Origin of the sequence: Microbacterium sp. NPDC057659 (assembly GCF_042799915.1) — a bacterium.
Lineage (GTDB): Bacteria > Actinomycetota > Actinomycetes > Actinomycetales > Microbacteriaceae > Microbacterium.
In genome coordinates this window covers 653784-673985 of sequence record NZ_JBHVHU010000002.1, presented here as the reverse complement: position 1 = coordinate 673985, position 20202 = coordinate 653784, and the positions used below count along the sequence as shown (strand labels likewise).

18 protein-coding genes are annotated in these 20202 nt (G+C 70.4%); 2 read left to right on the top strand and 16 right to left on the bottom strand.

All coding sequences use genetic code 11. The annotated features are described in order from the left end of the window. Position 1 precedes the first annotated feature (1 nt). From ACFVAE_RS11760 to ACFVAE_RS11700, 13 genes are all read right to left on the bottom strand, one after another. Positions 2 to 928 (bottom strand): NAD(P)/FAD-dependent oxidoreductase, encoded by a 927-nt coding sequence (locus tag ACFVAE_RS11760; protein ID WP_378892079.1) that lies wholly within the window; start codon positions 926 to 928, stop codon positions 2 to 4. Beyond that, the gene (gene fdxA / locus ACFVAE_RS11755) at positions 921 to 1268 is read right to left on the bottom strand and encodes a ferredoxin (RefSeq protein ID WP_378892077.1); all 348 of its coding nucleotides are present in this window, start codon (positions 1266 to 1268) and stop codon (positions 921 to 923) included. The genes ACFVAE_RS11760 and fdxA overlap by 8 nt, the downstream gene beginning before the upstream one ends. After that, entirely contained in the window at positions 1265 to 2659 is a 1395-nt protein-coding gene (locus ACFVAE_RS11750; protein ID WP_378892075.1) for an FAD-dependent oxidoreductase, read from the bottom strand. The genes fdxA and ACFVAE_RS11750 overlap by 4 nt, the downstream gene beginning before the upstream one ends. Before the next feature lie 16 nt (positions 2660 to 2675). Beyond that, complete coding sequence (gene cobA, locus ACFVAE_RS11745; RefSeq protein WP_378892073.1) at positions 2676 to 3449, bottom strand: uroporphyrinogen-III C-methyltransferase; 774 nt, start codon at positions 3447 to 3449, stop codon at positions 2676 to 2678. Continuing rightward, positions 3446 to 4336 carry an ABC transporter permease gene (locus tag ACFVAE_RS11740; RefSeq protein WP_378892070.1) on the bottom strand — a complete coding sequence of 297 codons (891 nt, stop codon included), beginning with the start codon at positions 4334 to 4336 and terminating at the stop codon, positions 3446 to 3448. Before ACFVAE_RS11740 ends, cobA begins: the two co-directional genes overlap by 4 nt. After that, positions 4326 to 5177, bottom strand: coding sequence for an ABC transporter ATP-binding protein (locus ACFVAE_RS11735; protein WP_378892067.1), 852 nt, complete (start codon positions 5175 to 5177; stop codon positions 4326 to 4328). Before ACFVAE_RS11735 ends, ACFVAE_RS11740 begins: the two co-directional genes overlap by 11 nt. Next, positions 5177 to 6244, bottom strand: a complete 1068-nt coding sequence (locus ACFVAE_RS11730; protein ID WP_378892065.1) for an ABC transporter substrate-binding protein — start codon at positions 6242 to 6244, stop codon at positions 5177 to 5179. Before ACFVAE_RS11730 ends, ACFVAE_RS11735 begins: the two co-directional genes overlap by 1 nt. 44 nt (positions 6245 to 6288) lie before the next feature. Continuing rightward, entirely contained in the window at positions 6289 to 7671 is a 1383-nt protein-coding gene (locus ACFVAE_RS11725) for a sulfate adenylyltransferase subunit 1 (RefSeq protein WP_378892062.1), read from the bottom strand. A gap of 14 nt (positions 7672 to 7685) precedes the next feature. Then, the gene (gene cysD, locus ACFVAE_RS11720) at positions 7686 to 8621 is read right to left on the bottom strand and encodes a sulfate adenylyltransferase subunit CysD (RefSeq protein WP_378892059.1); all 936 of its coding nucleotides are present in this window, start codon (positions 8619 to 8621) and stop codon (positions 7686 to 7688) included. Continuing rightward, positions 8618 to 9361 (bottom strand): phosphoadenylyl-sulfate reductase, encoded by a 744-nt coding sequence (locus ACFVAE_RS11715; protein ID WP_378892056.1) that lies wholly within the window; start codon positions 9359 to 9361, stop codon positions 8618 to 8620. Before ACFVAE_RS11715 ends, cysD begins: the two co-directional genes overlap by 4 nt. Beyond that, entirely contained in the window at positions 9358 to 11079 is a 1722-nt protein-coding gene (locus ACFVAE_RS11710; protein ID WP_378892054.1) for a nitrite/sulfite reductase, read from the bottom strand. Before ACFVAE_RS11710 ends, ACFVAE_RS11715 begins: the two co-directional genes overlap by 4 nt. Before the next feature lie 155 nt (positions 11080 to 11234). Continuing rightward, complete coding sequence (locus ACFVAE_RS11705) at positions 11235 to 11909, bottom strand: sirohydrochlorin chelatase (RefSeq protein WP_378892051.1); 675 nt, start codon at positions 11907 to 11909, stop codon at positions 11235 to 11237. A gap of 108 nt (positions 11910 to 12017) precedes the next feature. Continuing rightward, positions 12018 to 12935 carry a LysR family transcriptional regulator gene (locus ACFVAE_RS11700; protein ID WP_378892048.1) on the bottom strand — a complete coding sequence of 306 codons (918 nt, stop codon included), beginning with the start codon at positions 12933 to 12935 and terminating at the stop codon, positions 12018 to 12020. Positions 12936 to 13018: 83 nt separating this feature from the next. Here ACFVAE_RS11700 and ACFVAE_RS11695 point away from each other — a divergent pair, with 83 nt between their 5' ends. Further along, positions 13019 to 14083 carry a YeiH family protein gene (locus ACFVAE_RS11695; RefSeq protein ID WP_378892046.1) on the top strand — a complete coding sequence of 355 codons (1065 nt, stop codon included), beginning with the start codon at positions 13019 to 13021 and terminating at the stop codon, positions 14081 to 14083. Positions 14084 to 14140: 57 nt separating this feature from the next. Here ACFVAE_RS11695 and ACFVAE_RS11690 read toward each other — a convergent pair whose 3' ends face one another. Further along, entirely contained in the window at positions 14141 to 15430 is a 1290-nt protein-coding gene (locus tag ACFVAE_RS11690; RefSeq protein ID WP_378892044.1) for a serine hydrolase domain-containing protein, read from the bottom strand. 31 nt (positions 15431 to 15461) lie between these two features. Continuing rightward, positions 15462 to 16847: an ATP-dependent RecD-like DNA helicase gene (locus tag ACFVAE_RS11685; protein ID WP_378892042.1), complete on the bottom strand. Its 1386-nt coding sequence runs from the start codon at positions 16845 to 16847 to the stop codon at positions 15462 to 15464. Between the two features lie 78 nt (positions 16848 to 16925). Here ACFVAE_RS11685 and ACFVAE_RS11680 point away from each other — a divergent pair, with 78 nt between their 5' ends. Then, positions 16926 to 18008 (top strand): hypothetical protein, encoded by a 1083-nt coding sequence (locus ACFVAE_RS11680; RefSeq protein WP_378892039.1) that lies wholly within the window; start codon positions 16926 to 16928, stop codon positions 18006 to 18008. A gap of 7 nt (positions 18009 to 18015) precedes the next feature. Here the strand turns inward: ACFVAE_RS11680 and ACFVAE_RS11675 are convergent, their stop codons facing one another. Beyond that, a complete protein-coding gene (locus tag ACFVAE_RS11675) occupies positions 18016 to 19998 on the bottom strand; it encodes a cytochrome c oxidase assembly protein (RefSeq protein ID WP_378892037.1) in 1983 nt (660 codons plus the stop codon). Positions 19999 to 20202 lie beyond the last annotated feature (204 nt).

Below are 20202 nucleotides of genomic sequence, written 5' to 3'. Positions count from 1 at the left end.
CTCAGTGCGTCGTCGTGATGCCGACCGCGTCGTGCACGATGACCGCCGCGACCCTGGCACCCGCACCGGCCGCGACCATGAGCTGCTGCGGACCGGGAGAGGCGATGTCGCCCGCAGCGTAGACGCCGGCGCGCGAGGTGCGGCCTGAGCGATCGACGACCAGGTGCCCCGCCTCGTCGGCATCCGGCGCGAGCCCCTGCAGGTAGCCGAGCTCGGCATCCCAGCACGGCTGCACGAAGCCGCCGTCGATCGCGTGCTCGGCGCCGCCTTCGAGACGGATGCCGGTGATCACGCCCTTCTCCCCGCGCAGCTCCGTGATCGGGGCGCGCTCGACGGCGATCCCCTGCGCGAGCAGCTCGGCCTCCTCGTCGGGCGCGATCGCGTCGGATCCGTGCGTGAACACGGTCAGCGCGTCGGTCCACCGCGAGATCAGGCGGGCACGGGCCGCCAGATCGGCGCTCTCGCCGATCAGCGCGAGCCGGCGGCCGCGCAGGTCCCACGCGTCGCACGCGACGCAGCTGAACAGGCTGACACCGTAGAAGCCGCGCAGGTTCGGCACGTCGGGCAGGGTCTCGCGCAGACCGGATGCCAGCAGCACGGCCCGCGCGGTCACCGTCTCCTCCGGGGAGCGGCGGCCCAGAGATGCCGAGAACCCGGCATCCGTCTCGTCGATGCCGAACACCCGCTGCCGGGTGCGCACCTCGACATTCGAGTACCCGGCGAGCTCCTCGCGGGCGATGCGGCGCAGCTCATGCGGCGGAACGCCGTCGCGGGTGAGGAAGCCGTGCGAGACGAGCGTGGCGGCGTTGCGCGGACGGTCGGCGTCGACCAGCAGCACCCGCATCAGCGCGCGGCCGAGGTTGAGCGCGGCGGAGAGACCGGCCGGTCCCCCGCCGACGATCAGCACGTCGTAGGGTTCGTCAGTCATGGCCTTCTCCCTGCCCTTCGTCAGGCTCAGGGACCGGGAGGGCGGCGATGACCGGGTGGTCGAAGTGGTACACCCCCGCGCCGGCCGCGCCGCCGGGCGAGCCGATCTCGTCGAAGAACTCGACGTTGGCCTTGTAATAGTCCTGCCACTCGTCGGGCAGGTCGTCCTCGTAGTAGATCGCCTCGACCGGGCACACCGGCTCGCAGGCGCCGCAATCCACGCACTCGTCCGGGTGGATGTACAGCGAGCGCTCGCCCTCGTAGATGCAGTCCACCGGGCACTCGTCGACGCAGGCACGGTCCTTCACATCGACACAGGGCAGGGCGATCACATAGGTCATCGGACGAGAGCCCCGTCGCGCGAGACGGCGACCTGCTCCTCGCGCGGCACGACCTTGACCCGCTCGCGGGCATGCCGGTGCGTCTCGCCGAGGTGCCGCTCGTGCGCGTCCAGCGCCACCCAGCCGTCCCAGGTGGTGTACTCGGTGTCGCGCTCGTCGAGCAGATCGAGGATGTCGGTGTCGACCTCGATCGCCGTGAGCGCCCCCGCCTCGGCGTCGGCCACGACGTTCGTGATGGTCTCCAGCGCGTCCGACTTGGTCGCGCCGATCAGGCCGACCGGGCCGCGCTTGATCCAGCCGGTGGCGTAGAGTCCGGGCTCGCCGTCGACGCGGCCGGCGTCGTTCGGCACCACGCCCCGACGCTCGTCGAAGGGCGCCCCCTCGACGCGCGTGCCGTAGTAGCCGACCGCGCGGTAGACCGCCTGCACGTCGTAGTCGCGGAACTCGCCGGTGCCCACCAGCTGCCCGTCCTCGATGCGGGTGCGCTCGAACCGGATGCCCTCCACCCGGTCGTCGCCGGTGATCTGCACCGGACGCTGCCAGAAGTGCAGGTGCAGCCGGCGGCTCGCCGCGCCGACCTCGCGGTCTCGCCAGCCGTTCAGCGTGCGCAGCATGACCTTCAGCTGGTTGTTCGACGCGGATGCCGGGTCGACGCCCTCGAAGTCCTCGTCGTGCAGCACGATGTCGACGTCGCGCACCTCGCCGAGCTCGCGCAGCTCGATGGGCGTGAACTTGATGTCGGCCGGGCCCCGACGCCCGAACACGTGCACGTCGGTGATCGCGGACGACTCCAGGCCCTCCAGCACGTTGTCCGGCACGTCGGTGCTGCGCTGGTCCTCGCCGTGCTTGGCGAGCACGCGCGCCACATCGAGCGCGACGTTGCCGTTGCCGATGACGGCCGCCGATGTCGCATCCAGCGGCCAGGTGCGCGCGACATCCGGATGCCCGTCGAACCAGGCGACGAAGTCGGCGGCGCCGAAAGAGCCGGGCAGGTCCACGCCGGGCACGTCCAGCTCGGCGTCGCGGATCGCACCGGTCGCGAGGATGACGGCGTGGTAGCGCTCGCGCAGCTCGTCGAGACCGAGGTCCTTGCCCACCTCGACGTTGCCGATGAAGCGGATGGTGCGGCGCTCTCCGGACACTGAGCCTGACGAAGTGTCTGCCGTGGCGTCCAGCATGTCGTGCAGCGAGGTGACGATCCCCTTGATGCGCGGGTGATCGGGGGCCACGCCGTAGCGGATCAGGCCGTAGGGCGCGGGCAGCGACTCGAACAGGTCGATCTCGACGCTGCCGCCGCGCTCGGAGACGGCCTTCGCCAGCAGGTTCCCGGCGTAGATGCCGGCCGGGCCCGATCCCACGATCGCGACACGGAGGTGCAGAGGAGAGGTCATGGTGGTTCTTTCGTACTCAGAGTGAGGAGAGGGTGAGCAGCGCGTCGGTCCAGTGCGGGGCCGCGGCTGCGGCATCCGGGCTCAGCCGCACGACGTCGCCGACGACGACGACCGCGGGTGAGCGCACCTGCCGCGCGGCGGCGAGGTGCGCGATCGTGCCGAGCGTGCCGATCGTCACGCGCTGGCCCTCGCCGTAGCCGTCCTCGACGATCGCGACCGGGCAGTCCGCGCCACGCTCGCCTGCGGCGAGCACGTGCGCGGAGTGGCCGAGCGTGTTCACGCCCATCAGCAAGATCACGGTGTGGTCGGCTCCGCCGGGCAGGTGCTGGATCTGGTCGTGCGCGCTGACGACGGTGAAGGATGCCGCGACACCGCGATGCGTCACAGGGATGCCGGCGGCGGCCGGCACGGAGATCGCACTGGTGACTCCGGCGACGACCTCGACAGGCACTCCGGCGGCCTCGCAGTGCAGTTGCTCCTCCCGGCCGCGGCCGAGCACGAACGGGTCGCCGCCCTTCAGGCGCACGACGTTCCGTCCAGCCTTCGCCTCCTGCACGAGCAGCGCGTTGATGCCGTCCTGCGGCACCTTGTGGTGCCCCGGCAGCTTTCCGACGTCGACCACGTCGGCGGTGAGTTCGAAGCCTTCGGCCGCGAGCTGCTCCAGCACGGCGCGGGCACCGAGGCGGTCGGCGACGATGACGTCGGCCCGCTGCAGGGCCCGCAGACCGCGCAGGGTGAGCAGCCCGGCATCGCCTGGGCCCGCTCCGACGAGGGTGACGCGTCCGGTCACTTGGCACCTCCCAGGATGAGGCCCCGGCTGCGCAGCATCCGCCGCTCCAGGGGGCCGAAGATCACGAGTTCGATGAGGATTCCGATCGCGAGGATCAGCAGGATCGTGCCGAGCACCGCAGCCAGATCGACGAGCTCACGGGACTGCTGCAGCATGGCACCGAGGCCGAAGCCGATCGATCCACCGGTCGCGATGATCTCGGCGGCCATCAGCGACCGCCACGAGAACGCCCAGCCCTGCTTGAGGCCCGCGACGTACCCGGGCAGGGACGCCGGCAGCACCACCTCGGTGGCGAGCTGCCAGCGGCTCGCGCCGAGGACGGTTCCCACCCTGCGCAGCTGCGGCGGCACCTGGTCGACTCCGGAGAGCAGGCCGTTCACGATCGAGGGGATGGCTCCCATCAGGATGACGAAGTAGACCGTCGCGTCGGAGAGCCCGAACCAGATGATCGCCGCGGGAACCCAGGCGACCGAGGGCAGCACCTGCAGACCTGAGATCAGCGGACCGGCGGCGCGGCGAAGCGGCCTGACCTCTGCCAGCAGCAGGCCGAGCGGCGTGCCGACGAGGATCGCGATGAGGAAGCCGATGACACCCCGCTCGAGACTGGTCACCAGCGCTTCCTGCAGACGGCCGGACGCCCACGCGTCGCCGAGCGCCGCCACGACCTGCGCCGGGCTCGGCGCCTTGTCGGGCCGCGGGTTCGCGAGCGTGACGTACAGCTGCCAGGCCGCGAGCAGCACCAGCAGCAGGATGACCGGGGGCAGCGCCTTCGAGAGGACCTCGCGCACGACGGACGGGCGCTGCACCTCGTCGGACTGCAGGCGGTCGAGACCGGCGGAGAGCGCCGACAGCTCGTCCTTGGTCTCAGCAGAAACTTCAGGAGGCATTGCGGGCGATCTCCTTCCGCAGCTCGGCGGTGATCTCGGTGGCCAGCGCGGCCACCTCGGGCGACTCGATGCGGCGTCCGCTGGTGTTGCGGATGCGCCACTCCCCCGCGATGCGGCCGGGGCGGCTGGAGAGCAGGATGACCCGCTGGCCCAGTCGCGCCGCCTCGCGCACGTTGTGCGTCACGAACACGATCGTCCGTCCGGTGGCGCGCCAGACCCGCTCCAGCTCCTCGTGCAGGAGGTCGCGTGTGATGGCGTCCAGCGCAGCGAAGGGCTCGTCCATCAGCAGCACAGAGCGGTCCTGGGCCAGGGCGCGGGCGAGCGCCACGCGCTGCCGCATCCCGCCGGAGAGCTCGTGCGGGCGCTTGTCGGCCGCCTCGGTGAGGTTCACGGTGCCGAGCAGCCGCTCGGCCTCTTCACGCCGCTCGCCGCGCGGCAGGCCGCGCAGCCGCAGTGCCAGCTCGACGTTCTTGCGGGCGGTGAGCCAGGGCATCAGCGCGGAGTCCTGGAACATGACCGCAGCGCCCGACTCGGGCGTGGAGATCTTGCCCGCAGTCGCCGGCTCGAGCCCGGCGATCAGGTTCAGCAGCGTCGACTTGCCGCAGCCGGATGCTCCGAGCAGGCAGACGAACTCGCCGGGCGCGATGTCCAGCGAGATGTCGTCGAGCACCACCGGACCCGCGCCGTACCGCTTGGTGACGTGCGAGACGCGCACCGAGGGGGCGACGACGGGAGCGGGCGACGGCGCCGGCGCGGCGAAGTCGAAGCTCGGCGTCAGCCGGCCCGCCGGCGCGGCGGACCGCGCCTGTTCCCGTGCGGCCTCCTCGGTGAGCGCGCTCATCAGTCCTCTCCGAGTCCCGCTGCCGAGACCGGCTCCTGGCCGTCCTTCTTCAGCTGCGCGTTCAGCGCTCGCAGGTCGAACAGTCCGTCGATCGACCCCTTCTTCTGCGTGCCGGCGGCCAGCCCGTTGCTGACGAGCTTCTCGAAGGTCTCCGCATGCGGGTCGACCGTGAAGGTCACGTTCTGCAGCGCGCGAGCGAGCACCTCGTCCGAAAGGCCCTTGCCGGTGGCATCCTCCAGCGCGCCGTTGATCACGGCCGGCGCCTTGTCGGGGTTGTCGTCGAGCCACTGCACCGAGGCGATGTGCCCGGCGAGCAGCTCGTCGACCGCTTCCGGATGCTCCTTCGCGAAGTCCTTGCGCACCAGCAGCACCGTGGTGGGGAAGTTCCCGTCCTTCCAGAGATCCTTCTCGTCGACCAGCACCTTCGCGCCGGCGTCGACCACGAGCCGCGAGACCCAGGGCTCGGGCAGCCAGGCTCCGTCGACCTTGCCGTCCTGGAACAGCGTGAGCGTCTGCGCGTTCTCCGTGGGTGTGATGTTCACGTCGCCGCCGCCCGAGACCGAGGTCTTCAGCCCCTCATCGGCCAGCCAGCTGCGCAGAGCGACATCCTGCGTATTGCCCAGTTGCGGGGTCGCGAGGGTCTTGCCCTTCAGGTCCGAGACATCCGAGATCTTGTCGCTCACCACCAGCGCGGCGCCCCCGGATGTCGCACCGGCGATGACGTTCGCCGACTCCCCGCCGGACTGGATGAACGTGTTGATCGCCGGGTTCGGGCCGATGTAGGCGGCGTCGATCGCGCCCGCCGAGAGTGCCTCGACCGCGGCGGGCCCGGCGTTGAACACCTCGGTCTTCAGCTTCGTGTCGCCCAGCTCGTCCTGGAGGATGCCCTCCGAGACGCCGACCAGCGCGGGTGCATGGGTCACGTTGGCGAAGTAGCCCAGACGCAGCTCGGCGAGGTCATCCTTCTTGGTCGAGCTCTGATCGGCGGATGCCGCGGCGCAGCCCGCGAGCATCATGACGGCCAGTCCCAGGGCGGTCAGAGCGGTGGTCTTGCGAGCATTCTTCACGGTTTTCGCCTCCTCGGCATAGGTGTTGCGGGGTGATGTCGGGTTCAGACGACGACGGTCGCGGCGGCCAGCGTCGCCCCGTCGCCCGGGTGGATGAGCACGAGCGAGCCGCCCGCGCGATCGGTCGTGTACGGCTCGAGCGGCAGCTCGGCCGCGAACCGCAGCCGCACCCGCCCGATCTCGTTCACGGCCAGCACGGATGCCGGCTCGTGTGCCAGCGTCTCCAGGTCGCGGCGGTCGAGCACCTCGGCGATCAGCGCCTGCACGGTCGCGGTGCCGTGCTTGGCGAGCACCTTCGCGCCGGCGATGACCTCGCGCTGGTCCAGCTGGAACAGTTCGACGACGGCCTCGCGCTGCCCGTCCGGGGCGGTGCCGGCGGCCGTGATGACCGAGCCGCGCGCGGCATCCAGCTCGTGTGCCAGCGTCAGGGTGACCGACTGCGGCGCAGCCGCGGCATCCGCTCTCTCACCGGCGACGAAGACGCCGGTGACGGTCGTGCGGTGCCCGCCGGGGAACACCTCGACGCGGTCACCGACCGCCACCTGCCCCGACGAGATGCGCCCCGCGAAACCGCGGAAGTCGCGGTAGCGCTCGGGGTTCGGGATCTCGGGCGACAGCCCGCCCTGCGGCCGCAGCACGAGCTGCACCGGCAGGCGGAGATCGGATGCCACGGCATCGGCCTCATCGGCGCTGGGCAGCGTCTCGAGCAGTTGGATGAGAGTGTCGCCGTTGAACCACGGGGTGCGCTCGGAGCGCTCCACGACGTTGTCGCCCTCGAGCGCGGAGACCGGCAGCACATGGATCCCGCGCAGCCCGAGCTGCTCGGCCACGCGCTCCGCCTCGAGCTCGATCTCGAGGAAGCGGTCCTCGTCGAAGTCGATCAGGTCGATCTTGTTCACCGCGATGATCACGTGCGGAACGCGCAGCAGCGAGACGACCGCGAGGTGCCGGCGGGTCTGCTCCACGATGCCCTTGCGCGCGTCGACGAGCACGACCACTGCATCGGCTGTCGCGGCGCCGGTGACCATGTTGCGGGTGTACTGCACGTGCCCGGGGCAGTCGGCCAGGATGAAGCTGCGCCGGTCGGTCGCGAAGTACCGGTACGCGACGTCGATCGTGATGCCCTGCTCGCGCTCGGCGCGCAGGCCGTCGGTGAGAAGTGCGAAGTCGAAGTCGCCGTGCGCGAAACCGCGCTGGCGGCTGGTGGCCTGCACCTGCTCGAGCTGGTCGGCGAGGATCGCCTTCGCGTCGTGGAGCAGCCGGCCGACCAGCGTCGACTTGCCGTCGTCGACCGATCCCGCGGTCGCGAACCGGAACAGGGTGGCACGCCCTTCGTCTCGTCGCTGCGCTCCTCGCTCAGGACCCGGAAGAAGTCCCCCCTCCGCGGCTCCTGAGCGAGCGGAGCGAGACGAAGGACGTTCGGTCACGTTGTCGATGCTCATCAGAAGTACCCGTCCTTCTTGCGATCCTCCATGGCGGCCTCGCTGATGCGGTCGTCCGCCCTGGTCGCTCCGCGCTCGGTGATCGTGGAGCGGGCGACCTCGGCGACGACGGATGCGGCATCCGCAGCATCCGATTCCACGGCGCCCGTGCAGCTCATGTCCCCGACCGTGCGGTACCGCACCACGCGACGCTCGACCTGCTCGTCGGGGCGGGGCTGCGAGACCTCGCCCACCGCGCGCCACATGCCGTCGCGGCGGAACACGTCCCGCTCGTGCGCGAAGTACAGCGGCGGCAGCGCGATGCTCTCGCGCTCGAGGTAGCGCCACACGTCGAGTTCCGTCCAGTTCGAGATCGGGAACGCGCGCACGTGCTGACCTGGCAGATGCCGGCCGTTGTACAGGGTCCACAGCTCGGGGCGCTGGTTGCGCGGATCCCACTGCCCGAACTCGTCGCGCAGCGAGATGATGCGCTCCTTGGCGCGGGCCTTGTCCTCGTCGCGGCGAGCGCCGCCGAAGACGGCGTCGTGCCGTCCGAGCGAGATCGCGTCCAACAGCGGCTGGGTCTGCAGCGGGTTGCGGGTGCCGTCGGGGCGCTCGGCCAGGCGGCCGTCGTCGATGTAGTCCTGCACCCTGGCGACCTCGAGCGTGAGACCGAGCCGGCGGACCGTCTCGTCGCGGAACGCGATCACCTCGGGGAAGTTGTGCCCGGTGTCGACGTGCAGCACGGGGAACGGCACCCGGCCAGGAGCGAACGCCTTCGCGGCCAGATGCAGCACGAGCACGGAGTCCTTACCGCCGGAGAACAGCAGCACAGGGCGTTCGAACTCGGCGACGACCTCGCGGATGATGTGGATCGCCTCGGCCTCGAGCAGGTCGAGGGCGCTGAGTCCGGACAGACGCTCGGGATCCGCCGGGTGGGTGGTGATGGTGCTCATACGTGAAGCCCGCATTCTGTCTTCGCCTGCCCGGCCCAGCGGCCGGAGCGGGGGTCTTCGCCGGCGGCGACCGGCTTGGTGCACGGCTGGCATCCGATCGACGGGTAGCCGAAGCCGACCAGGAGGTTGACCGGCGCCTTGTGCTCCGCGGCGTATGCGAGCACGTCGTCGAAGCTCCACGCGGCGACGGGATTCACCTTGACCAGCCCGTTGCGCTCGTCGAAGGTCACCAGCGGGGTGTTCGTGCGGGTGGGCGCCTCGTCCCGGCGCACGCCGGTGAACCACAGCTCGTAGCCGCCGAGGGCCTCCTGCAGCGGGGCGACCTTACGTCGCGCGCAGCACAGGGCCGCGTCGCGCTCGAACAGCTTCGCGCCGAACTCGCTGTCCTGCTCGGCGACGGTCTGCTCGGGTGTGACATCCACGATGCGCACGTCCAGGGCGCGGGCCACCTCGTCACGCGTGGCGTACGTCTCGGTGAAGTGGTATCCGGTGTCGAGGAACAGCACGTCCACGCCGGGCAGCTGCTCGGCGACGAGGTGCGGCAGGGCGGCATCCGCCATCGAGCACGCCACGGCCGCAGCCTCTGCTCCGAAGTTCCGTGCCACCCAGGCGACGACCTCCGCGGCGGATGCCTCGTGGTCGGTCAGACTGCCGAGCTCGGCATTGCCCTGCTCGGCGAGCGCGGCGAGATCCTCCCTGCTTCGTCTGACCTGCACGCGTGGGGCGAGGCTGACGCTCATTGCAGCGCCTCCTCGTCGGCGCGGTGCGCCCAGCTCGCGAATGTCTCGTCCGCACCGTCACGATCGGCGAGGTAGCGGCGGATGACGCGCTCGGCGTAGTCGGCGATTCCGTCGGCCGGCACCTTCAGGCCTCGGACGGTGCGGCCGAGCCCGGCCTCCCCGCGACCGACCCCGGCGAGACCGCCGCCGAGGTGCACCTGATAGCCGGGTACCTGCTCGCCGTCGATGGTCACCAGCTGGCCCTTCAACCCGATGTCGGCCACCTGGATGCGGGCGCAGGAGTTCGGGCATCCGTTCACGTGCAGCGTGATCGGTCGGCCGATCTCGGGCTCGAGTGCGCCGAGGCGCTCCTCGAGCTGCGCGATCGCCTGAGCGGCGTTGACCTTGGTCTCGACGATGGCGAGCTTGCAGTACTCGATGCCGGTGCAGGCGATCGTCCCGCGGCGGAACAGGCTGGGCCGCGCCGAGAGCCCGATCGTGTCGAGCCCCGCGACGAGGGAGTCGACCTCGTCCTCCGGCACGTCCAGCACGAGCAGCTTCTGGTGAGGGGTGGTGCGGACGCGCCGGGATCCGTGCACCTCCGCCAGATCGGCCAGCGCGGTCAGCGTCGTGCCGGAGACCCGGCCCACCAGAGGAGCCGCGCCGACGTAGAAGCGGCCGTCCTTCTGCCGGTGGATGCCGACGTGGTCGCCGATCGTGGTGGGCGTCGGAGCGGCGGGGCCGTCCGGCAGCGGAGCGTCGAGGTACTCGTTCTCCAGCACCTCGCGGAACCGCTCCACGCCCCAGTCGGCGAGGAGGAACTTCAGCCGGGCTTTGTTGCGCAGCCGGCGGTAGCCGTAGTCGCGGAAGATCTGCGTGACGCCGTGCCACACCTCGCCGACCCGTTCCGGGGCGACGAAAGCGCCGAGACGCTCGCCCAGCCGGGGCACCGCAGCGAGCGCGCCGCCGACCCAGATGTCGTATCCGATGCCGAGTTCGGGGTGCTCGACGGCGACGAACGCGCAGTCGTTGATCTCGTGCACGACGTCCTGGCTGGGATGCCCCGTGATCGCGGTCTTGTACTTGCGGGGCAGGTTCGCGAGGGTCGGGTCGCCGATGAATCGGTCCGCGATCTCACGGATCTGCGGGGTGGGGTCGATGATCTCATCGGCGGCGATGCCGGCCACCGGCGAGCCGAGGATCACTCGTGGAACGTCGCCGCACGCCTCAGTGGTGCTCAGCCCGACAGCCTCCAACCGGCGCCAGATCTCGGGGACGTCCTCGACCTGCACCCAGTGCAGCTGCACGTTCTGCCGGTCTGTGAGGTCGGCGCTGTCGCGCGCGAACTCGGTGGAGATCTCGCCGATCACGCGGAGCTGCTCGGTGGTGAGCTGTCCGCCGTCGATGCGGACCCGCAGCATGAAGTACTCGTCCTCGAGCTCGTGCGGCTCGAGCTGAGCGGTGCGCCCGCCGTCGATGCCCGGCTTGCGCTGCGTGTACAGACCCCACCAGCGGAACCGGCCGTGCAGGTCGGTGGGATCGATCGAGGCGAAACCGCCCTTGGCGTAGACCTGCTCGATGCGCTCGCGGACGTTCAGTCCGCCGTCGGCCAGCTTGAACTCCTCGTTGGCGTTCAGCGGTTCGTTGCCGTCGACCGCCCACTGTCCGTGCGGCTTGGAAGGTGCCCGCGAGGTGCGCGTCCTCGCCCCGCGGACGGGTGCCTGCTGCTCAACGGTCATGGTTCGCTCTCCTACACGATGCGTCGGGAGGCATCGCCACGAGAGGACACTAGATCGCAGGATCGCGCAGGGGAACTGCCGAATGACTTATGGCGTAGGCGTCTGTCACGCCCCGTCATGCTTCGAAAGAAAAGCGGTTCAGAGGCCGCGACGTGTTATGCGTGCGCGCGATCAAGCTGTGCGGCAGCGGCACTGAAGCGCTCAAGCACGAGCTCCACGAGCTCGGCAGGCGGTTCGGAGCCGTCCAGCAGGGGTTTCGAGATCGGATGCCCCTCGGCACGCTTCCGGGTGAGGTCGTTGAAGTACCCGTGCGCGAGCAGATAGGTCGACACCGCGGCATCCGGATGCTGCGCGAGCAGCGCCCCCAGTTCGGGTTCCCGGGCCGCGAGATAGCCGATGTGCACCGGGTGCCCGAGGCGCGCGGAGAGCTGATCCGCCATGCCCTCCGCGTCGACCGCGGACCGGTCGTCGCGCGAGCCTGCGACCGCGATCACGACGTCGTCGCCTGCCGGCAGGCGACGGGCCAGCACCTCGGCGAGGCGCGGATCCGGTCCGAGAGGGTCGGCGACAACGGCATCCGCTCGTCCGGCGACGATCCCGTGCAGGTCGTGGAAGACGTGGAAGCCGCTCGACAGCAGCAGCGGCACGACGACGACAGGGCCCTCGATCGCGGCGAGAGCCGCGGCGGCCTCCGGATCCTGCACGTCGACGAACGCCTCATGCACGGCGAGGTGCGGCACGGCGCTCCGCACGGCGGCGACAAGGGCCCGCACGTCCGCGGCGCCCTGCGCGTCGGAGGTTCCATGCGAGACGGCGAGGAGGGCGGGCATGCTCGGAGTCTAGACGCGTCACGCCTGCAGGCAGCATGCCCGATGGCCGGCGCGACACGCGCGATCCGTGCCTGCATCCGTGATCCGTGCCTGCAGGCGTGACGCACGTCAGGCGGTTCTGGCGACTGCGACCTCGATCAGCTCGCGGCTGGTGAGGCCCAGGTCCCCGTCACCGCCGCGCCAGAGGGCCGTGATCGGGCGCAGCAGCGGAGCATCCGCCAGCGGTACCTCGACCAGGCGACCGAGCCGGATGTCGTCGGCGACGGCCAGCCGCGACAGCACCGCGGGAGCGAGCCCCTCCGCCACAGCCGAGCGCACCGCCGCGGTGGTCGACATCACCGCGAGGGGACCGGCGGGCTCGCGGTACAGGCGGGTGCGCACCTCGTCCTCCCAGGCCTGCCGGGTGCCGCTGCCGGGTTCGCGCGCCACCAGGGGCGTGCCGGCGAGCTCGTCGAGCACAACGCGCCGTCGCGCCCACGGGTGCTCCGGGGCGACGACCAGCACCATCTCGTCGCGTCCGACGGTGGCGTGCGACAGACCGGGAGGGATCACCGGCGACTCGATCAGGCCGAGCTCGGCCCGTCCCTCGCGCACCAGCTGCTCGACCTCGGCGCTGTTGGCGGTGAGCAGGCGCACGGCGGTCGGCACTCGTCCCGCGCGCACCTGCCGCTCGCGCAGCGCGACCAGCCACCGCGGGATCATGTGTGCGGCGACGGTCTGGCTGGCGGCGACGACGAGTTCGCGGCGGCGCTCGTCACGCATCGTCTCGGCACCCGCGCGGAACCTCTCGGCAGCGGCGAGCACCTCCCCCGCCCAGGATGCGACGGTCTCGCCCTCCGGGGTGGGCACGACGCCCTGCGGCGTACGCAGGAACAGCTCCATGCCCAGCATCCGCTCGACGCTGCGCAGCCGGGCCGATGCCGACTGCTGCGAGATGCCGCACTCGCGCGCGGCGGCGGAGATCGAGCCGAGTCGAGCGGCGGCGGCGAGCAGCTCGAGCGCGTCGAGGTCGGGGACGTCTCGCATCCCCCCATGTTACAACTCCAGCCTGTACCCCTATCGGAAGGCGCCGTCTACCGGCCGTGACCCGCTGCAGGAACGCTGGAATCATGCTGTTCTCGCCTCCGCAGACCCTTCCCCAGCGGCTCACCCGACGCGGCGCCGAGGTTCTCCCCGGCGTACTCGTCACCGCCGGGATCGCGGTGGTCTCCACAGGCATCGGCACCCTCGTGCCGGTGCTCGGCTCGGCCGTGCCGGCGATCGTGATCGGCGTGCTGCTGTCGCTGCTGCGCACACGGATGCTGCCGGAGCGCGCGAACGCCCGCATCCGACCGGGCATCGAGTACTCCAGCAAGTTCCTGCTGCAGCTGGCCGTGGTGCTGCTGGGCGTGCAGCTGTCGATCGGCAGCATCCTGCAGGTCGGCCTCGAGTCGCTGCCCATCATGCTCACCACCCTGACCGTGTGCCTGCTCGGCGCGTGGTGGATCGGCAAGGCGATGCGAGTCGAGGGCAGATTGCGCACGCTGATCGGCGTGGGCACCGGCATCTGCGGCGCATCCGCCATCGCCGCCGTCTCGCCGGTGATCGGCGCTGCCAGCGCCGAGATCGCCTACGCCGTCTCGACGATCTTCCTGTTCAACATCCTCGCCGTGATCCTGTTCCCGCTGCTCGGGCATGCGCTGAACATGGATCCGCACACCTTCGGCCTGCTCGCCGGAACCGCGATCAACGACACCAGCTCGGTCGTCGCCGCGGCCAGCGTGTTCAGCACCGCAGCACTCGGCTTCGCCGTCGTCGTCAAGCTGGTGCGCACGCTGATGATCATCCCGATCAGCATCGGCCTGTCCGTGATCGAGGCGAGGAAGGATGCCGCGGGCCGGCGCCTCACCGGACGCCGCATCGCGAAGCTCGTGCCGTGGTTCCTGATCGGTTTCGTGATCATCGCGGTGATCAATTCACTCGGCGTCATCCCGCAGGGGCCGCGCGACTTCCTGGTGCAGGCGAGCATCTTCCTGATCGCGATGGCGCTGGCCGGCATCGGCCTGTCCACCGACATCCCGGCCCTGCGCCGCGCAGGCTGGCGCCCGCTCGCCCTCGGCGCGATCCTCTGGGCTCTCGTGACGCTGACGTCGCTCGCGACGATCGCGGTGACCGGCGCGCTGTCCGGCTCCTGAGCGCCCTTCGTCCGGCCCGCGGGTCCTGAGCACCCTTCGCGACGAAGGGCTGGACCGTCACTTCTTGGGCGGCGCCACGCAGACGACCGCCGACTTGGCGACCTCGTTCTTGTACTGCTCGGCGGTGAACGGCAGGGCGAACTCGGGGGCCTTCTGCCCCTTCGCCGCAGGCGCCTTGGAACCGAGGGCCGCGAGCTGCCAGGCGAGGTCACGGGCGATCACGCTGCCCGACGTCGAGTTGTTCAGCGTCACGGCGACCGTGAAGCCGGTCTTCGGGTCGGAGTAGGCCGCCGTCGCGTAGCCCGGCGTCCAGCCGTGCTGGCCGATCATCGAGCCGACGACGTAGGCGCCGCCGGTGGCCTGGAACCACGAGGCTCCGTCAGCGCTCACCTTGAGCGGGGCGTCGAAACGCTTCTTCTCGGCCTTCTCGCCGCGGAGCCCCTGCTGGGCCTCCGCCTGCGCGTACCGGCCCAGGTCCTCGATCGTGGAGGTGACACCGGAGTCGGTGAAGCCGGCGCTCGACGACATCTTGGTGATGTTGACCGGCGCGGTGCAGTTGTAGCCGCCCTGCACGGCAGGCAGGTAGCTTCCGGTCAGCGCGGGCGACGGCTTCGGCTCGGACGAGCTGCTCGACGGCAGCTGGGTGTTCTCCAGGGCCAGCGGCTCCGTCACGTACTGCGCGATCAGGGAGCGGGCGTCCAGACCGGAGGCGCGCTCGAGCGCGAGGCCGAGCAGCAGGTACGCGGTGTCCGAGTCGCGGAACGTGGTGTGCGGCTCGGTGCGTGCCTGGCCGAGCCCGTAGCTCGCGAGCTGCAGCGGCTGCCACTGGCGATCGGGGGTGTTCAGCCACGCAGCCTTGGCAGCTGCCTCGGAGGATCCGATGCCCGAGGTGCCGTTGCACAGGTCGAGCAGCGTGACGTCCTTCAGGTCGGCGACCCCCGAGACGTACTTCGGCACCTTGGCGTCGAGCTCGATGTCACCGGCATCGGCCATGCCGTACAGCACATCACAGGTCATCAGCCGGGTGACGTCCGCGACGCGGAACGACATGTCGGTCGTCACCTTGGCGTCGCTGCCGGCGCCCTGCGTGCCGAACGCCTCCACCCAGGTGCCGCTCCACGGCGCCCAGACGCCGACGATCGCACCGGAGGCCCCGGCTGCCTTCATCGCGTCCTGCACGGCGTTCTGCATCTGGTCGGTGGTGGCCTTCGGCAGGTGCGCGTCGACCTGCTCGGGCGGGGTGTAGCTGAAGGTGGCATCACCGCCGGAGCATCCGGTGAGGAGCAGAGCGAGTGCCGCGGACGCGCCGATGACAGCGCGCAGACGGCGCGACGAACGATGCTGCATGGATGCCTCTCCCGTGACTATGCCCCTGATTCTAGGATGACGATGCTGGGAGCGAGCCCTGCCGCGCCTCCCACGCCTCGCGCATGAACCGCGTGACGTCCGGATCGACTCGGATGTCGCTGGGCCGCAGGGGCCTGCTCAGGTACAGCCCGTCGAGTGAGGTCAGGCGACTGAGCGCGACATAGGTCTGTCCCGGCGCGAACGCCCCTGACCCGAGGTCGATCACCGCACGGTCGTAGGTCTTGCCCTGGGACTTGTGGATCGTGACCGCCCAGGCCAGCCGCAGCGGGAACTGAGTGAACTCCGCCACCACCTCACGGCTGAGGGTCTTGGTGCCCGGGTTGTAGGCGTAGCGGAACCTCTCCCAGACGGCGGGCTCGACGTCGACCTCCTCGCCGTCCAGCTCGACCCGCACAGATCCGCCCAGGATGCGGGTGACGGTGCCGATCGACCCGTTCACCCAGCGCGGCGGCTCGCCCTGCATCGCGGTGTCGTTGCGCAGGAACATCACCTGCGCGCCGACCTTGAGCTTCAGCTCGAGCTCGGCCGGATAGTTCCCCTCACCGCGGCCGAAGTCGCCGTTGACCTCGGCTGCGGCGGTCTGCTCACGCCCTCCGAGCGCCTGCAGGTGGCGGGTGTTGATCCTTGTGACGATGTCGTTGCGGGTGGCGAGAGTGATGATGGGCACCTCGCCGGGCTCCGGCTCGGGTGCCGGCCGCGCGCCCTGCGTGTTGAGCACACCGGCGATCTCCGCCGTCACCCGTCCGTACCGCACGGCGTTCAGCATCTGCTTGAACCCGTCATCGGACTGCCGGTGGATGTGCACGAGCTCGCGCACGTGCAGCTGCGCGCCGTGCGCGCCGATGTCCAGCATCCCGCCCGCGTCGGCCTGCCCGCCGGTCCACACCTTCGCGTCGAAGAACCAGAACGAGCGGTAGTGATCCTGGATGTAGCGCAGCTCGTCACCCCGCGGCGGCACCGGCGCCAGCTGATAGGGGTCGCCGAACATCACCACCTGCACCCCGCCGAACGGCTCGCTGCGGCGGCCCCTGGCCTGCCGCAGGGAGCGATCGATCGCGTCCATCAGGTCGGCGTTCACCATGGACACCTCGTCGATAACGAGAGTCTCGATCGCGTTCAGGATGCGGCGGGTGCCGTCGTTCTGCTCGATGTCGCTGTCGGCGATCAGCCCGATCGGCAGCCGGAACAGCGAGTGGATCGTCTGCCCCTCGACGTTGAGTGCGGCCACGCCCGTCGGTGCGCAGATGGCGATCTGCTTCTTCGTGTTCCACGCGAAATACTGCAGCAGCGTCGACTTCCCGGTACCGGCACGACCGGTGATGAACACGTGGTCTGACGAGTCCTCGATCAGCCGGAACAGCTCGGACTGTTCCTCGGAGAGCGGCGGGAGAGACACGCCACCATGTTAAGACGGATGCCGGGGGCGACGCTCACGCTCGGCTTCGTCCCAGCGGCCCGCTCCTAGACTGACGCCATGGTGCAGCCGGAGGGGACAGCGCCGCGGCGCTCGCGCCTCGGCGCCGATCTGACGATCCTGGCCCTCGTGGGAGTGCTGCTCATCGCCGCGATCGGAGCAGGTGGCGTCACGCTGTACCAGCAGTTCTACAGCCCCTCGGCGTTCGTCTCGCGCTACCTGGACATGCTGTCCTCCGGCCGCGCGGCCGACGCGCTGCGCGTACCCGGCGTCGCCGTCGATCGCACCGCACTCGAAGACGCGGGCATCGACGGCAACGCATCGGAGGCGCTGCTGCGACGGGCCGCGCTCGCCCCGCTCACCGACGTCCACCTCGAGACCGAGCAGGACGGCGACGTCTACCACGTCACGGCCGACTACAAGGCCGCCGGCCACGAGGGCACGACGGTGTTCGACATCGTCCAGGACGGCTGGGCCGGCGTGACCCCGAACTGGCGGTTCGCAAAGAGCCCGCTCGCCGAGGTGGAGCTGGTCGTGCGCGGCGCCGACACGTTCGCCGTGAACGGCTTCGAACTGGACCGGCGCCAGGTGGCCATCGCCGGTGCGGAGTCCGCGCCGCTCGAACCGGTGCACCTGCTGGTGTTCACGCCAGGGGTGTACTCGGTGACAGTCGACACCCCGATCGCCTCGTCACCCGGCGTCAGCGTGCTCGCCGACGCCCCGCTCACCCACACGCCCGTCGACGTGCAGACGCAGCCGACGAAGGAGTTCCGCGACGTCGTGCAGCAGCGCGTCGAGCAGTTCCTGACGAAGTGCACGACGCAGAAGGTGCTTCAGCCGACCGCCTGCCCCTTCGGGCTCGAGGTGCGCAACCGGCTCGCCCCTGACTCGCTGCCGAACTGGTCGATCACCACACAGCCGAAGGTGTCCGTCACGCCCGACGGCGCCTACTGGCGGATCGAGCCCTCCGATGCGGTCGCGCACATCGACGTCGACATCCAGTCGCTGTTCGACGGCTCGATCGAGCACGTCTCCGAGGATGTGCCGTTCTCCGTCGACGGGACGATCACGATCCTCCCCGACGGCTCCGCGTCGATCCGGGTCGGCTCCCCGGGCACCCCCGGCGGCACCGACCCGAACTGACCGCGACTCAGCGACCGGCGCGCTCCCGCTCGGCGTCGCGCCGGTCGCGCTCGGCGAGCGCCGCGAGCTTCGCGTTGTACTCCTCCAGCTCGGCGTCACCGCTGCGATCCGCCTGACGGTCCTGGCGCCGCTGCATCCGCTCGTCCGACCGCGACCACTGGATCGCGACCGTGATCGCGACGATCAGCGTCGGGATCTCACCGATCGACCAGGCGATGCCGCCGCCGACGTACTGGTCCTCCAGCGGCGGGGCGCCCCAGGTGCGGCCCATCGAGCCGAACCACTCGGCCACGATCAGACCGGTCTGCATCATGATCGCGATGCCGAAGAACGCGTGCATCGCCATCACGGCGATCAGCGTGATCAGCCGGCCGGCGTACGGCAGCCGGTACGGCACGGGGTCGATGCCGATCAGCGACATCACGAACAGGTAGCCGGTGAGCAGGAAGTGGATCACCATCCACTCATGACCGAGATGGTCGTACATCGACCAGCGCACCAGATCGGTGAAGTAGAACGCCCACAGCGACAGCACGAACAGGCCCGCGGCCACGAACGGATGCGTGATGACGCGTGCGAACGGCGAGTGCACCGCCCACATGATCCACTCGCGTCCACCGCGGGTGCCGTCGTCGCGCTTGCGGATCGTGCGCAGCGCGAGCGTGATGGGCGCACCCGAGACCAGCAGCAGCGGTATCGCCATGCTCAGCAGCATGTGACCGAGCATGTGCACGCTGAACAGGTACTCCTGGTAGGCGTTCACCGCACCGCTGGTGACCCAGACCAGCATGAGCATGCCGAGCACCCAGAAGATCGTGCGGTGGATCGGCCAGCGATCGCCGCGCTTGCGCAGCCGGTGCACGCCGACCAGGTAGAACACCAGCCCGAAGCCGGCCACGACCAGCCACAGGATGTCGATGTCCCACGCCGTGATCCAGCGGATCGGCGTCAGCTCGGGCGGCAGCGGCGAATCGGTCAGCCGCTCCGCCGGAGTGCGATTGATCGCCGCCTCCTCGCCCACGGGCGGGGGTGTGCGGGCCAGTGCTGCCGCGGCGCCGGAGGCCAGGCCGATCAGGGCGAGCTCGCCGAGCAGCAGCATCCAGAACGTGCGCCGCGGCTTCTCCCCTTCGAGATGCGGGATCAGCCGCGTGCGGTACCCCGCGCCGAGCAGGCCGAGCGTGCCGAGCAGCACGGCCTTGGTGATCACGATCAGGCCGTACGGGCTGAGCAGCTCGTCCCAGGTGCCGATCGCGACCACGGAGCGGGCGATGCCCGAGACCGCGACCACGATGTAGGCGGCGAGGGCGATGGACGAATAGCGGCGCACCAAGGTGGCCAGGCCCGACACCCGCCCGCGCAGCACGATCAGCAGCAGCAGTCCGCCGATCCAGGCGGCCGCGCCGACGGTGTGCAGCAGGATCGCGTTGACGGCGATGTTGTGGCCGGCGACGTCGCCGGAGTGGCCCTGCGTGGCGTTGGGCAGGAATGATGCCGCAGCCAGGATCGCCGTGAAGAACACGGCCGTCCACCCGCGCGCCGCGAAGGCGATCACGGTCACGGCCGCGCCCATCAGCACCGTGACGAGCCAGGCCTGCCCGAGCGGCAGCTCGATGAGGAAGCGGCCGAGCTGCTCACCGAACTGCGGGCCGAGGCTGAGCTTGGCGTTGAAGGCGGCGAGGAAGGTGAAGAACGCTCCGAAGGCCGACGCGATCGTGAAGATCGCCGCGCCCACGGATGCCGTGTCGACGGCGAGCTCGAAGTTCTTGGTACCCGACTTCAGCGCGAACAGAGCGAGCACCAGGGGCCCCAGCATCGCCGCGGCGGCGAGGTTCGCGATCATCTTGCTGGCGGGCAGCGCCCAGCGCACGAGCGCGCCGGGATCGGCGAAGACCAGCTCGGCTGCACCGCCGCCGAGGACGAGGGCGACCACCAGCGCCGCGGAGGCGGCGAGAACCAGGGTCGCGATGCCCGCGAGGCGGTAGGAGTTCACCCCTCCAGCCTAAGTTGTCCCCGCATCCCCGGATGCCGCCGGTACAGCGGCTGCACCCTGTCACGCCTGCGGGCAGGACGACCGGATGCAGGCGGGGATGGCCCGATTCGGCCCACCGACGTCGTCTCTGCCTGCAGGCATGACGCCCGTCTGGGCAGACCGGGCAGGGATGCACGAAGGCCGCCGTCCCGGAGGACGGCGGCC